The 14,166-nt window shown below is 59.9% G+C and carries 9 protein-coding genes and 1 other RNA gene; 4 read left to right on the top strand and 6 right to left on the bottom strand.

Annotation, left to right across the window (positions count from 1 at the left end):
- Positions 1 to 125: 125 nt before the first annotated feature.
- Positions 126 to 440, top strand: a complete 315-nt coding sequence (locus AC1Z1G_RS09210; protein ID WP_347905065.1) for a helix-turn-helix domain-containing protein — start codon at positions 126 to 128, stop codon at positions 438 to 440.
- Between the two features lie 148 nt (positions 441 to 588).
- On the top strand, positions 589 to 960 hold the full coding sequence (locus AC1Z1G_RS09205; RefSeq protein ID WP_483626553.1) for a VOC family protein: 372 nt from the start codon (positions 589 to 591) through the stop codon (positions 958 to 960).
- Positions 961 to 983: 23 nt separating this feature from the next.
- Here the strand turns inward: AC1Z1G_RS09205 and AC1Z1G_RS09200 are convergent, their stop codons facing one another.
- The 6 genes from AC1Z1G_RS09200 to AC1Z1G_RS09175 form a co-directional block, all read right to left on the bottom strand.
- Entirely contained in the window at positions 984 to 1,550 is a 567-nt protein-coding gene (locus AC1Z1G_RS09200) for a hypothetical protein (RefSeq protein ID WP_483627789.1), read from the bottom strand.
- Between the two features lie 335 nt (positions 1,551 to 1,885).
- Positions 1,886 to 1,982, bottom strand: an RNA gene (gene ffs / locus AC1Z1G_RS09195) — signal recognition particle sRNA small type.
- Positions 1,983 to 2,193: 211 nt separating this feature from the next.
- Positions 2,194 to 4,551 (bottom strand): NAD-dependent DNA ligase LigA, encoded by a 2,358-nt coding sequence (ligA, locus tag AC1Z1G_RS09190; RefSeq protein WP_483626552.1) that lies wholly within the window; start codon positions 4,549 to 4,551, stop codon positions 2,194 to 2,196.
- A 231-nt stretch (positions 4,552 to 4,782) separates the two neighbouring features.
- Entirely contained in the window at positions 4,783 to 5,634 is an 852-nt protein-coding gene (zipA, locus tag AC1Z1G_RS09185; RefSeq protein ID WP_483626551.1) for a cell division protein ZipA, read from the bottom strand.
- Between the two features lie 257 nt (positions 5,635 to 5,891).
- Positions 5,892 to 9,380, bottom strand: a complete 3,489-nt coding sequence (gene smc / locus AC1Z1G_RS09180; protein WP_483626550.1) for a chromosome segregation protein SMC — start codon at positions 9,378 to 9,380, stop codon at positions 5,892 to 5,894.
- Between the two features lie 2 nt (positions 9,381 to 9,382).
- Positions 9,383 to 10,042: a GntR family transcriptional regulator gene (locus AC1Z1G_RS09175; protein ID WP_483626549.1), complete on the bottom strand. Its 660-nt coding sequence runs from the start codon at positions 10,040 to 10,042 to the stop codon at positions 9,383 to 9,385.
- A gap of 266 nt (positions 10,043 to 10,308) precedes the next feature.
- On the opposite strand from AC1Z1G_RS09175, the gene xdhA reads away from it, so the two are divergent.
- On the top strand, positions 10,309 to 11,763 hold the full coding sequence (xdhA, locus tag AC1Z1G_RS09170) for a xanthine dehydrogenase small subunit (protein WP_483626548.1): 1,455 nt from the start codon (positions 10,309 to 10,311) through the stop codon (positions 11,761 to 11,763).
- Positions 11,756 to 14,155 (top strand): xanthine dehydrogenase molybdopterin binding subunit, encoded by a 2,400-nt coding sequence (xdhB, locus tag AC1Z1G_RS09165; RefSeq protein ID WP_483626547.1) that lies wholly within the window; start codon positions 11,756 to 11,758, stop codon positions 14,153 to 14,155. Before xdhA ends, xdhB begins: the two co-directional genes overlap by 8 nt.
- The last annotated feature ends 11 nt before the right edge of the window (positions 14,156 to 14,166 follow it).

Raw genomic sequence — 14,166 nt, 5'->3', positions numbered from 1 at the left:
AATGCCCGTCCGAAGCGCCGATTCTACGAAATACATCACATTTTGCAAAGCAAGGTGATGGATCATGCAGTTGTCTAATGCAAAAATCTATCGTTAAGTTCTTGATTCTAAATGGGAATTGAGCGATGCAAATTTCAAGTTTGGGTGCAGCCATCAGACGCTATCGCAAGGTAGCGGGGCTTACTCAGGCTGAACTCGGTGAAAAAACCGGTTTTGACCCCAAAACCATCAGCCGCTTCGAAACCGGCACCTATACCCCCAGCGTTGAAGCCCTGTTCCTGTTTGCCGATGCACTGGGGGTAAAGCTGAAAGCCTTCTTCGCGGATCTGGGCGACGAAGATGAACAGCGGGCTTATTTGTTCGGTGTCATACACAAAGCGACCCCGAAGGATCTGGGAAAGCTGATCGCAGCGGTAGACCAGGCCTTGTCCAAGCCTTAGAGCCCAGTAATACATAAAGAGAAGGCAGGCTTATCGATATCGATAACCTGCCTTCTCTTTTGCAAACGACTCCTGACAGGAACTGACAGTCGCACGGCCTATGCTTGCGCCCACTGCACAGACATCCCACAAGGGCAACGGAGTCGCCATGATTACAAACACCTACATCCTGCTCTACGTCGACAGCCCCGCCACCAGCGCCAACTTCTACAGCCGCCTGCTGGACAAACCACCGGTCGAGCTCTCGCCGACATTTGCGCTGTTCATTCTTGATTCCGGGTTGAAACTGGGGCTCTGGTCCCGGCACACGGTTGAGCCGGCAGCTCAAATGACCGGCGGCGGGGGCGAAGTCGGGTTTGCCGTGGAGAGCCCGCACGCCGTCGACACCCTGCACGAGCGCTGGCGCGAATCAGGCCTGACCATCGCCCAGGCACCGGTCAGCCTGGACTTTGGCTACACCTTCGTTGCGCTGGACCCGGATGGGCATCGCCTCAGAGTCTTCGCCCTGACCGTCGAGTAAGCCCACCGCTGAAGGGCCGCGCCCTAGCCTTTGGGCGCGACCAGTCCAGCGTACTGGTCCTTGTTGATCCAGCCCGTAAACGTACGCCCCTGGTCATTAATGAACTCGACCTGCGCCCAGCCATCCTTGAAGCTCAACACACCCACAACGTCATGTTTGACAATGTAGGCACGGTGGGCGGCTTTCACATCCGGGGTTTTCTGCAGGTTGGCCTTGCCAGTGGTCACGGTCACCAAGGCAATCCATTTTTTGCTGCTGATCCGCTCCAGCTCCAGCCCGGTAGCAATCTCCGGCATCATCACGCTGACACACCCGGAATGCTCACGGCCATGCTCAATGGTCAGGGTCACGCCCCCAGCGGTGACATCGAGGGTTCCGGGGAAGCTCTCGTCGGACCAGGTGGTCAATGGCACTTTCTTCGAACCACCCAGCCTGCCTTGCAGATAGAACGCACAGGTTCGGGTGACGCCCTCGCCCATTTGCTCGGAATAGTAGCCCTCGACCTGATGATCGGGGGTGACGGCAAGCATCAGCGCTTCGTATTTCCCCGAGACGAGGGAAGCGTCGCCAGCGAATGCAGGCACGCTCATGCACAGCGAGCAAACGGAGGCAGCCAGGGCCAGAGAAAGGGAGGGTCTGATCGGCACGTTACTTTTCCTTAAGTGCTTGTTGGCGGTTCCAATGCCCATACAACAATCGCCCCCGGTCATTGCTGACTGACATCAGAGGTGCGCGGAAGCTAGCAAGGGGCTTTCAGGTTGTCTAGCGGGCGATTTTCGAAGCGTGAAGTGGTGTTTAACACCGAGCAATCAACGGTTTCTACAGACGAACAGGCAGTGTTCTGAGCGGCAAAAGCAGCCGTAGAAAAAATGAGGAGAATTGAATGGTACGAGGAGAAATAACGCAGGACGCGTTATGGAGGCAACCCCACCAGCCACACCCCGGCACACAATGTTCCCGCTGTGGCTGCTGCCTTCCGGCTCTGACCAGGTTCACGGGTAATCGTTGCGGGGGGACCGATGGGGTCACCATAACGACGCTCACCTGTCGGTGAGCCGCGCCATTGTACCTATCTGAGAAGAACTTACAACCGTTGGTTCAGGATTAAAAAAATGAAGGGGGTCAAGCACTTGCTACTGTGCATGGACAACCTCGTCCGCCCACCCCTTCAAGTCTGAACATACAAGCCTGGCTTGTCCGAGATCGACTGCGCAGCAGTCGCAAAACGCCTGCCTACACCGCTATGCCATGCCCAACCAGAAACGCCACGAACGCTTCTTCGTCCAACACCTTCAACCCCAGCTCATTAGCCTTGGCCAACTTGGAGCCTGCACCGGGACCGGCCACCACACAGTGGGTTTTCGCCGAAACAGAACCGGCAACCTTGGCACCCAGGCTTTCGAGCTTGTCCTTGGCCACGTCGCGACTCATCAATTCCAGCGAGCCCGTCAGGACCCACGTCTGACCGGCCAGCGGCAGACCTTCAACGACCTTCTTCTCGCTGTGCCAATGCATACCGAAGTCACGCAATTGCTGCTCGGCCGCCAGCGCCAGCTGACGGTTCTGCTCGACGGCGAAGAACTCCCGAACCGCATTGGCCTGCTTTTCTGGCAGCGCCTGACGCATGTCCAGCCAATCGGCATCGATGACCGCCTGCAGCGAGCCGAACTTGTCCGCGAGCTTCTGTGCCCCGCCCGGCCCGACCGACGGAATGTGCAGTTTGTCGATCATCCCGCCCAGCGTGGTGCTGGCCGCAAACTCGGCGCCCAGCTCGCCCTGATCCTGAATCGCCAGGCCATGCGTGAGCAGCTCTTCAATCACCTGTTGGTTATGCGCATCCGTAAAGAAGCTGTGAATCTCGTAGGCGACTTCCAGCCCGACATCCGGCAAGTACGTCAACACTTCGGGCAACGCCTGCTGAACCCGCCCCAGCGACGCCAACGAGCGCGCCAGGACCTTGGCCGTCTCCTCGCCGACATCCGGAATGCCCAGGGCGTAGATGAACCGTGCCAGGCTCGGCTTTTTACTGTCGGCAATGGCACTGAGCAGGTTCTTGCTCGACAGCTCGGCAAAACCTTCCAGGTCGACGATTTGCTCGAAGGTCAAGGCGTACAGGTCAGCCGGTGAGTTCACCAGGCCTTCATCGACCAGTTGCTCGACGATCTTCTCCCCCAGGCCTTCAATGTCCAATGCCCGACGCGAAACGAAATGAATGATCGCCTGCTTGAGCTGCGCGCCACAGGCCAGACGCCCGACGCAGCGATACACCGCGCCCTCGCTGACGGTTTCGCGACCCTTGCTGCGCTTGACCAGTTGCGTGCGCTCGACATGGGAACCACAGACCGGGCAGCTCTCGGGAATCTGCACCGCGCGGGCATTTTCCGGGCGGCGCTCGGTGACCACCTGCACCACTTGCGGAATCACGTCACCGGCGCGACGGATGATCACCGTGTCGCCAATCATCAAGCCCAGACGCGCCACTTCGTCCATATTGTGCAAGGTGGCATTGGACACGGTGACACCCGCGACCTTGACCGGTTTCAACCGCGCAACCGGCGTTACCGCCCCCGTGCGGCCGACCTGGAATTCCACATCGAGCAGCTCGGTGAGTTCCTCCATCGCCGGGAATTTATGGGCAATCGCCCAGCGCGGCTCACGTGCGCGAAAGCCCAGCTCACGCTGCGAAGCAATGCTGTTGACCTTGAACACCACGCCGTCGATTTCATAGGCGAGCCCATTGCGGCGCTCGCCGATGTCACGGTAGTAGTCCAGGCATTCGTCGATGCCGTGGGCCAGTTTCAGCTCACGGCTGACCGGCATCCCCCACATCTTGAGTTGCTGCAAATTACCGATGTGAGTGTCGGCAATGTCTGCCGAGACCTGACCAATGCCGTAGCAGCAGAACTCCAGCGGACGACTGGCGGTAATCTTCGAATCCAGTTGACGCAGACTGCCCGCTGCCGCGTTGCGCGGATTGGCAAAGGTCTTGCCGCCGACTTCCAGTTGCGTCGCATTGAGCCGCTCGAAACCGGCCTTGGACATGAACACTTCGCCACGCACTTCCAGCGTCGCCGGCCAGCCACTGCCTTGCAGCTTGAGCGGAATGTTGCGCACCGTGCGCACATTGACGCTGATGTCTTCACCGGTGGTGCCGTCGCCGCGCGTGGCACCGCGCACCAGCACGCCGTCCTGATACAACAGGCTGACCGCCAGGCCATCGAGCTTGGGCTCACAGCTGTACTCGACCGCCGCACCAGCGCCAAACAAATCGCCCGCCGGCAGGTCCAGCCCTTCGGTAACCCGACGATCGAACTCGCGCATGTCGGTTTCTTCGAACGCGTTGCCAAGGCTGAGCATCGGCACTTCGTGCCTGACCTGAGTGAACGCCGACAGCGCCGCGCTACCCACCCGCTGGGTCGGCGAATCAGAGGTGACCAGTTCGGGATGGGCCGCTTCCAGCGCCTTGAGCTCGTGGAACAACCGGTCGTACTCGGCGTCCGGGATGCTCGGCTCATCAAGAACATGGTAGCGGTAGTTGTGCTGATCCAGCTCAGCACGCAGCTCTAGGATGCGGTTTTCGGCGGCGGTCATGGGTGTTCTCTCATAAAGCAAAAGAGCAGCCGAGGCTGCTCAATTTTTTAAATACAGTCGCTTAAAGCTATGGACACTGTGGCGAGGGAGCTTGCTCGCGCTCGGCTGCGAAGCAGTCGTAAATCCTGTAATCGTGTTTTATCTGACACAACGGGTTGGCTGGCTTAGGGGCCGCTCGCAGCCCGGCGGGAGCAAGCTCCCTCGCCACAAGGGCCCGCTCAAGCTTTTGAATCAGCGCTTCTGGGTCAGGGCGCGACGTTCGAATTCGACGATACGCTGACGGTAGTGTTCGATGGTCTGGGCGGTCAGCACGCTGCGCTGATCATCCTTGAGTTCACCATTGAGCTCCTGGGACAGTTTGCGCGCAGCAGCGACCATCACGTCGAATGCCTGCTTCGGATGACGCGGGCCCGGCAAGCCCAGGAAGAAGCTCACGGCCGGGGTGCTGAAGTGATCGATGTCGTCCAGATCAAAAATACCCGGCTTGACCGCATTGGCCATGGAGAACAGTACTTCGCCATTACCCGCCATGCTTTCGTGACGATGGAAAATATCCATCTCGCCAAACCGCAGACCGCTTTCCAGAATGTTCTGCAACAGCGCCGGGCCTTTGAAACCGGCAGCGTCACGACAAATCACACTGATGACCAACACTTCTTCAGCTTGCGGCTGGTCTTTGTCCAGTGTCGGGCTCGACGCTTTGCCCTCGTCCGGGAAATCATCATCGCGGCTGCTGAAGCTCGGGCCACCGTCCAGGTCCAGGTTCAGGTTCAAATCGCCCTGAGCCGGCTCGCCGCCGCGCTTGCCACGCTTGGAACCCGACTCACGCGGCTCTCTGGCCGGCATGCTGACTGACGGTAAATCGTGCTCGTCGAGCAACGGCTCTTTATGGGTGTCCAGCACACGGGGCGGGCCCAGAAGCTCGGCGCCGGCGTCTTCGTCCGGCAGGTTCGACAGGCTTCGGTCCAGACGGAACTTGAGCTTGCCCTTGCCGCCGCGCATGCGCCGCCAGCCATCAAAAAGAATACCGGCAATAACAATAATGCCGATGACGATCAGCCACTCGCGCAGACCGATTTCCATGTAATCCCGTGCCTCTATAAAAAATGCTGATAAATAAGGGGTTTAGCAACGTGCAAACCGCTTTAAAACGTGGCGCCAACTCTATGTTCTGACTGGCGTTTTGCCACGCACACGAAAAATTGACATTAAACTAGCACGACCAAAGATAACTTTACACCGTCCGTCACAATAGCTTGGGCCAATATGTCGATTGGCCAGCATTCTTCACAGGTAAAAAGCCTTACTTCCTGCCAATACATGCCTTGTTCGCCATGAACTCAGGCGTCCACCATCGCCATCGCCTCCTCGACATCCACCGCCACCAGACGCGAACAACCCGGCTCGTGCATCGTGACACCCATCAACTGGTCAGCCATTTCCATGGCGATCTTGTTGTGAGTGATATAGATGAACTGCACCGTCTGCGACATCTCTTTAACCAACCTTGCATAACGTCCAACGTTAGCGTCATCCAGCGGCGCGTCAACTTCGTCGAGCATGCAGAATGGCGCCGGATTCAATTTGAAAATGGCAAATACCAGCGCCAACGCCGTCAGGGCTTTCTCGCCACCGGACAACAAATGGATGGTGCTGTTCTTCTTCCCGGGCGGACGCGCCATGATCGTCACCCCTGTATCGAGTAAATCTTCGCCCGTCAGTTCCAAATAAGCGCTGCCGCCACCGAAAACTTTTGGAAACAATGCCTGCAAGCCACCGTTGATCTGATCAAAGGTGTCCTTGAAGCGATTGCGGGTTTCCTTGTCGATCTTGCGGATAACGTTTTCCAGCGTATCGAGAGCCTCCACCAGGTCAGCGTCCTGCGCATCCAGATACCGCTTGCGCTCGGACTGCTGCTGATACTCGTCGATGGCCGCGAGGTTGATCGCGCCCAATCGCTGAATGCGTGCCGCAATGCGTTCGAGTTCTTCTTCGGCTTCTTTTTCATTAGCCTCGGCCACCAGCGTCGCAAGCACACCGTGCAGGTCGTAACCATCTTCGAGCAACTGGTCCTGCAAGGTTTTGCGACGCACGGTCAGGGCTTGCCACTCCATACGCTGTTGTTCGAGCTGGCCACGAATCAACTGCGACTGCTGCTCGGCCTGACTGCGACGCTTCTCGGCATCACGCAGTTCACGGTCGGCATCTTCCAGGGCTATCTGCGCGGTTCTCAGTTCCTCATCAACGCTCATGCGTTTATCGAGCAACTCTTCAAGCTTGAGCCGTAACTCTTCGAGCGGCGCTTCGCCCTCTTCCAGGTTGAGGCTCAGTTGTTCGCGTTTTTCGGTCAGCCGCTCGGACTGCAATTCCAGCCGTTCCAGTGCCTGGCGGGTGGAATCGTGTTGCGCCTTGAGCGAGCCCAACCGCACGGCCAATTGGTGTGCGTGGTCCTTGTGCTGACGAGCCTCCTGACGTACGCGGTCAAGACGCTCGCGCAAGCTGTCGCGCTGGGCCAGCAGCAACTCGCGCTGCTCGGTGTCGAGCGCCATGCTGTCGAGGGCTTCCTGCAATTGCAGGCGCGACTCGCCAACCTGTTCGTGTTCCAGCGCACGCTGCTCGCTCAACTCACCCAATTCTTCGTCGAGACGGGTGCGACGCAACGTGAGTTGTTCGGCCTTGGCTTTGCCGGCAGACAACTGGGCTTTCAATTCACCCTGCTGACGCGCTTCGTCTTGCAGCAAACGGCGCAAGTGTTCACGGCCGTTCTCTTGCTGACGTTGCTGGGCACGCAGGTTCTGCAACGTGGTTTCCAGGGTTTCGACGGTTGCCTCGCGCTCTTCGCGCTCAAGCCCCAGACGCTGGATTTCCTGCCCGCGCGCCAGCACACCGCTCTCGGCTTCACTGGCTCGGCGCACGCGTAAAAAGTGCCGGCCCACCCAATAACCGTCACGGCTGATCAGGCTTTCGCCGAACGCCAACTGACCGCGCAAGGCCAACGCCTGCTCAAGACTGTCCACCGGTTTGACCTGCCCCAGCCACGGCGACAGATCGATCTGCGCCTCGACCTTGTCGAGCAAGCTACCGGGAATCCGCACGCCGTCACTGGCCGGGCTGAGCAATCGCAGATCGCCCTGGGCAAACCCGGACAGATCGAAACCACCGAAATCATCCACCAGCACCGCTTGCAGGTCGGCGCCAAGCACGGTTTCCACCGCCAGCTCCCAACCCGCTTCAACCTTCAAGCCTTCAGCCAGACGCGGACGCTCGGCCAGGTTCTGCTCGCGCAACCACTCGGCGGTGCCGGTGCCCGGATCGAGCGCCGCTTGTTGCAAGGCTTCCAGCGAAGCCAGGCGGCCATTGAGTCGCTGCAAGTCGCCCTGGGCCTGCTGCTGGTTCTGCAAGGCCAGTTGCAGCTCTTGGCGCAATTGCTCAAGCCGTTCGACCTGGGCCTCTTCACTGGCCTGCAAGTCTTCCAGGGTTGCTTCACTGGCGGCGAGTTGTTCGCTGAGGTCCAGGATTGCCGCGTCTTCCGGGGCCGCCGAAAGCAAGTCGCGTTCCTCGGTCAAGCGACGCTGACGCTCAGCCAGACGCTCCATGCTGGTTTCCAGCTGCTGGATGCGCGACTGCTGCACCTCTGCCTGGCGACGTGGCTCGGCGGCGGTCAGGTTGAACGTGTCCCACTGCTCCTGCCAGCCGTGCATGGTGGTTTCGGATTCTTCCAGCGCGGCTGCGGCCTCTTCGGCGGCGGCACTGGTGACTTCCTGCTCGGGCGTGAGCATGTCCAGCTCTTCGCCCAAGGTCAGCAGCAAGGTGCGGTCATGGCCCAGATGGGATTCGGTTTCCAGCCGCGCCCGCTCGGCTTCTTTCAGGTCGTCCTGCAATTGGCGCAACCGCTGCTGGCCGTGCTGGATGCTCTGCTCGACCCGAGCGATGTCGCCGCCGACCGAATAGAAACGCCCTTGCACCAGGTTGAAGCGCTCGGACAAGTCGTGATGCCCGTCACGCAGCCGTTCGATGCTCGCGTCTGCGTTGCGCTGTTCAGCCACCAGCGCTTCGAAGCTGATTTCCTGGTTGCCAATGATCGCTTCGCGCTGGCCGACCTGCTCGTTCAACGCCTGCCAGCGCAATGCCGACAACTGAGCCTTGAGCTGGCGCTCTTCGGCCTTGTATTCCTGATACTTCTCGGCGGCCTGGGCCTGGCGGTGCAGACGTTCGAGCTGACGCTCCAGCTCTTCACGCAGGTCGGTCAGGCGCGCCAGGTTTTCGTGGGTGCGGCGGATGCGGTTTTCAGTCTCGCGCCGACGCTCCTTGTACTTGGAGATCCCCGCCGCTTCTTCAATGAAGTTGCGCAAGTCTTCGGGCTTGGCTTCGATCAGCTTGGAGATCATCCCCTGCTCGATGATCGAGTAGCTGCGCGGCCCCAGGCCGGTACCCAGGAAGATGTCGGTAATGTCCCGACGACGGCATTTGGTGCCGTTGAGGAAGTAGGTGTTCTGGCTGTCACGGGTAACTTTGCGACGAATGGAGATTTCCGCGTAGGCCGCGTACTCGCCGATCAGCGTGCCGTCAGAGTTATCGAACACCAGCTCGATACTCGCCTGGCTCACCGGTTTACGACTGGTGGAGCCGTTGAAGATGACGTCGGTCATCGACTCGCCGCGCAGGTTTTTTGCCGAACTCTCGCCCATCACCCAGCGTACGGCGTCGATGATGTTCGACTTGCCGCAACCATTGGGCCCGACCACCGCCGCCATGTTACTGGGGAAGTTCACCGTAGTCGGGTCGACGAAGGATTTGAACCCCGCCAGTTTGATGCACTTGAGCCGCACGCTTAGGCAGCCGGCAACGCAGACAGCACCAGATCGCAGCTGCGCTGGGCATACGCCGAGAGCACCGCACGAATCTGCGGCAGATCACGGGCAATCACGGCGGCGAGCAGTTGTTCAAACAGTTCGAGGAACTCGCTCATCTCGGCCTTGCGCTGCTCCAGGGCGAGAAAATACGCACGGCTCATGGCCGGCTGCAAGTTCTCGACGGTTTCCTGCAAGTACGGGTTGTTGGCGAACGGGTACGCGGCGCGCATCACGTTGAAGCTGTCTTCGACAAACGCGCGGATGTCCTGACGCTCATAACTGGCGCCCAGCCGCTGCTGGATGTGCAGGAACGGCGCCATGTCGGCCTGAAGCGCCCAGCCACTGGCCACCGCATTACCGAGCAGGATGTACAACTCGCTCATCAGCGTGCACAGGCTGCGCACCTTGTGCGCGGTGAGTTCGGTCACATGGGCGCCACGGCGCGGCAGGATCGCGATCAGGTGCCGACGCTCGAGGATCAGCAAGGCTTCGCGGACCGAGCCGCGGCTGACATTGAGGGCCAGCGTAACCTTCTGTTCCTGGATGCGCTCTCCCGGCTTGAGGTCGCCGCGAATGATGCGTTCGGCGAGGTGGTGAGCAATTTGCTCGGCGAGGCTGTCCGGCGCCTTGAACGTCATGGTTTTTCTTCAAACTCTTCGATCTGCACAAGCGGCGCAGTGTAGCGCACTTGCCGGGTTATGGCCGAGTGCCCACGGGGTGGTTTTTGGCACGATTCAAGCAAAAAGCGAGGTATCCCGAGAGGGTCAATAATGAAAGGAACGGTTGTTGATCGACAAAACCGATTTTCCTGACCTTTAAGTCAGAAAATCATTGACCGAAAAGTCAGACCTGATAAATTCGGCCCACGTCGCTTAACAACAATAATGAGTCTGCGAGGCCTTCCGTGATCCAGTTTTTACTTAACCAGGAACTCCGTAGCGAGCACGCCCTGGACCCGAACCTGACCGTGCTGAACTACCTGCGCGAACACGTGGGCAAGCCCGGCACCAAAGAAGGCTGCGCCAGCGGTGACTGTGGCGCCTGCACCGTGGTGGTGGGCGAATTGCAGAGCGATGAAAACGGCGGCGAACACATTCGCTATCGCAGCCTCAACTCGTGCCTGACGTTCGTTTCGTCGTTGCACGGCAAACAGCTGATCAGCGTCGAAGACCTCAAGCACCAGGGCCAACTGCACAGCGTGCAAAGAGCCATGGTCGAGTGCCATGGCTCGCAGTGCGGCTTCTGCACTCCGGGCTTCGTCATGTCGCTGTTCGCCTTGCAGAAAAACAGCGATCACCCTGACGCCCACAAAGCCCACGAAGCCCTCGCCGGCAACCTCTGCCGCTGCACCGGCTACCGGCCGATCCTCGCCGCCGCCGAACAGGCGTGCTACGGCAAACAACCCGACCAGTTCGATGCGCGGGTCGCCGACACCATCGCGCAGCTAAAAGCCATCGCCCCGACCGAAACCGGCGAGCTGAACAGTGGCGACAAGCGCTGCCTGGTGCCGCTGACCGTCGCCGACCTCGCCGACCTCTATGACGCCTATCCGCAAGCACGACTGTTGGCGGGCGGCACGGACCTGGCGCTGGAAGTCACCCAGTTCCATCGCACGCTGCCGGTGATGATCTACGTCGGCAACGTTGCCGAAATGAAGCGCATCGAGCGCTTCGACGATCGCCTGGAAATCGGCGCCGCCACTGCCCTCTCCGACTGCTATGACGCGCTCAAGGCCGAGTACCCGGACTTCGGTGAATTGCTGCAACGCTTCGCCTCCCTGCAGATCCGCAACCAGGGCACCCTGGGCGGCAACATCGGCAACGCCTCGCCGATTGGTGACTCGCCACCGCTGCTGATCGCACTCGGCGCACAGATCGTGCTGTGCAAGGGCCAAACCCGTCGCACGATGGCGCTGGAAGACTATTTCATCGACTACCGGGTCACTGCCCGCCAGGAAAGCGAGTTCATCGAAAAGATCATCGTGCCGCGTGCCAGCGCTGAACAACTGTTCCGCGCCTACAAGATTTCCAAGCGTCTGGACGATGACATCTCCGCGGTCTGCGCGGCATTCAACCTGCGCATCGAAAACGGCGTGGTTGCCGATGCCCGCGTCGCGTTCGGTGGCATGGCCGCGACACCCAAACGTGCGAAAAACTGCGAAGCCGCGCTAGTTGGCGCACCGTTCAACAACGCCACCATTGAACGCGCCTGCGCCGCCCTGGCCGAAGATTTCACGCCGCTCTCGGACTTCCGGGCAAGCAAGGAGTACCGCCTGCTGAGCGCGCAAAACCTGCTACGCAAATATTTCATCGAACTGCAAACACCGCACATCGAGACTCGGGTGACCGCTTATGTCTAACCATCACAAAGTCGAGAAGACCCAAGCCGAACTGGCCGAACTGTTTGCCAGGGACCTGACCACCGGCGTGGGCCGCAGCGTCAAGCACGACAGCGCCGACAAACACGTGTGCGGTGAAGCGCAGTACATCGATGATCGACTGGAATTCCCGAACCAACTGCACGTTTACGCCCGGCTCTCGGACCGCGCCCACGCGAAAATCATCAGCATCGACACCCAGCCCTGCTACGCCTTTGAAGGTGTGCGTATCGCCATTACCCACCAAGACATACCGGGCCTGAAAGACATCGGCCCGCTGCTGCCGGGCGATCCGCTGCTGGCCATCGACGACGTGCAGTTCGTCGGCCAACCGGTGCTCGCGGTGGCCGCAAAAGACCTGGAAACCGCACGCAAAGCGGCGATGGCGGCGATCATCGAGTACGAAGACCTGGAGCCGGTACTCGACGTGGTCGAAGCCTTGCGCAAGCGCCACTTCGTGCTCGACAGCCACACCCACAAGCGTGGTGACTCCCAGACTGCGCTGGCCACTGCCGAACACCGGATTCAGGGCACGCTGCACATCGGCGGCCAGGAACACTTCTACCTGGAAACCCAGATATCCTCGGTGATGCCGACCGAAGATGGCGGGATGATCGTCTACTGCTCGACCCAGAACCCCACCGAAGTGCAAAAACTGGTGGCCGAGGTACTAGACGTGTCGATGAACAAAATCGTCGTCGACATGCGCCGCATGGGCGGCGGTTTTGGCGGCAAGGAAACCCAGGCTGCGAGCCCGGCGTGCCTGTGTGCGGTGATCGCGCACCTGACCGGCCAGCCGACCAAAATGCGTCTGCCTCGGGTCGAAGACATGCTGATGACCGGCAAGCGTCACCCCTTCTACATTGAGTACGACGTGGGCTTCGACGACACCGGACGCCTGCACGGTATCCAGCTGGAACTGGCGGGCAACTGTGGTTGTTCACCGGACCTGTCGGCATCGATCGTCGACCGGGCGATGTTCCACTCGGACAACTCGTACTACCTGGGCGATGCGACCATCAACGGTCATCGCTGCAAGACCAACACCGCCTCGAACACCGCTTACCGTGGTTTCGGTGGCCCGCAAGGGATGGTCGCCATCGAAGAGGTGATGGACGCCATCGCCCGCCATTTAGGCCAAGACCCGCTGGCCGTGCGCAAGGCCAACTACTACGGCAAGACCGAGCGCAACGTCACCCACTACTACCAGACCGTCGAGCACAACATGCTCGAGGAAATAACCGCTGAGCTTGAAGAAAGCAGCCAGTACGCCGAGCGCCGCGAAGCGATCCGGCGCTACAACGCCAACAGCCCGATCCTGAAAAAAGGCCTGGCGCTGACCCCGGTAAAATTCGGCATTTCCTTCACTGCCAGCTTCCTCAACCAGGCAGGTGCGCTGATTCACGTCTACACCGATGGCAGCATCCACCTGAACCATGGTGGCACCGAAATGGGCCAGGGCCTGAACACCAAAGTCGCGCAAGTCGTGGCCGAAGTATTCCAGGTGGAAATGGACCGCGTGCAAATCACCGCGACCAACACCGACAAAGTGCCGAACACCTCGCCGACCGCCGCCTCCAGCGGTGCCGACCTGAACGGCAAAGCCGCGCAGAACGCGGCTGAAATCATCAAGCAACGGCTGGTGGAATTTGCTGCGCGCAAGTATGAGGTCAGCGAGGAAGACGTGGAGTTCCACAACGGCCACGTGCGCGTACGCGACCACATCCTGACCTTCGAGGCCCTGATCCAGCAGGCCTATTTCGCGCAGGTGTCGCTGTCCAGCACCGGATTCTACAAGACCCCGAAAATCTACTATGACCGCAGCCAGGCACGTGGCCGGCCGTTCTACTACTTCGCCTTTGGCGCAGCCTGCTGCGAGGTGATCGTCGATACCCTGACCGGCGAGTACAAAATGCTGCGTACCGACATCCTGCATGACGTCGGCGCCTCGCTGAACCCGGCCATCGACATGGGTCAGGTCGAAGGTGGTTTCATCCAGGGCATGGGCTGGCTGACCATGGAGGAACTGGTGTGGAACGCCAAGGGCAAACTGATGACCAACGGCCCGGCCAGCTACAAGATTCCGGCCGTCGCCGATATGCCGCTGGACCTGCGCGTGAAGCTGGTGGAAAACCGCAAGAACCCGGAAGACACGGTGTTCCATTCCAAAGCCGTGGGTGAGCCGCCGTTCATGCTCGGGATTGCCGTGTGGTGTGCAATCAAGGACGCGGTGGCGAGCTTGGGCGATTACAGGCATCAACCAAAAATCGACGCGCCAGCCACACCGGAGCGGGTGTTGTGGGGCTGTGAGCAGATGCGCCAGTTGAAGGCGGTGAAAGCTGCCGAGTCTGAGCCGGAGTTGGCTTCGCTCTAGACCGAGGCGCG

The sequence above is a fragment of the Pseudomonas sp. JL27(2026) genome (genome assembly GCF_056933555.1).
The sequence above is the reverse complement of the archived record's forward strand: the minus strand, read 5'-3'. Positions and strand labels throughout refer to the sequence as shown.

Bases quoted from the DNA above. Each gene is read 5' to 3' on its own strand.
- AC1Z1G_RS09210 (WP_347905065.1), top strand. From the start codon at position 126: ATGCAAATTTCAAGTTTGGGTGCAGCCATCAGACGCTATCGCAAGGTA.
- AC1Z1G_RS09205 (WP_483626553.1), top strand. From the start codon at position 589: ATGATTACAAACACCTACATCCTGCTCTACGTCGACAGCCCCGCCACC.
- AC1Z1G_RS09200 (WP_483627789.1), bottom strand. From the start codon at position 1,550: ATGAGCGTGCCTGCATTCGCTGGCGACGCTTCCCTCGTCTCGGGGAAA.
- ligA (WP_483626552.1), bottom strand. From the start codon at position 4,551: ATGACCGCCGCCGAAAACCGCATCCTAGAGCTGCGTGCTGAGCTGGAT.
- zipA (WP_483626551.1), bottom strand. From the start codon at position 5,634: ATGGAAATCGGTCTGCGCGAGTGGCTGATCGTCATCGGCATTATTGTT.
- AC1Z1G_RS09175 (WP_483626549.1), bottom strand. From the start codon at position 10,042: ATGACGTTCAAGGCGCCGGACAGCCTCGCCGAGCAAATTGCTCACCAC.
- xdhB (WP_483626547.1), top strand. From the start codon at position 11,756: ATGTCTAACCATCACAAAGTCGAGAAGACCCAAGCCGAACTGGCCGAA.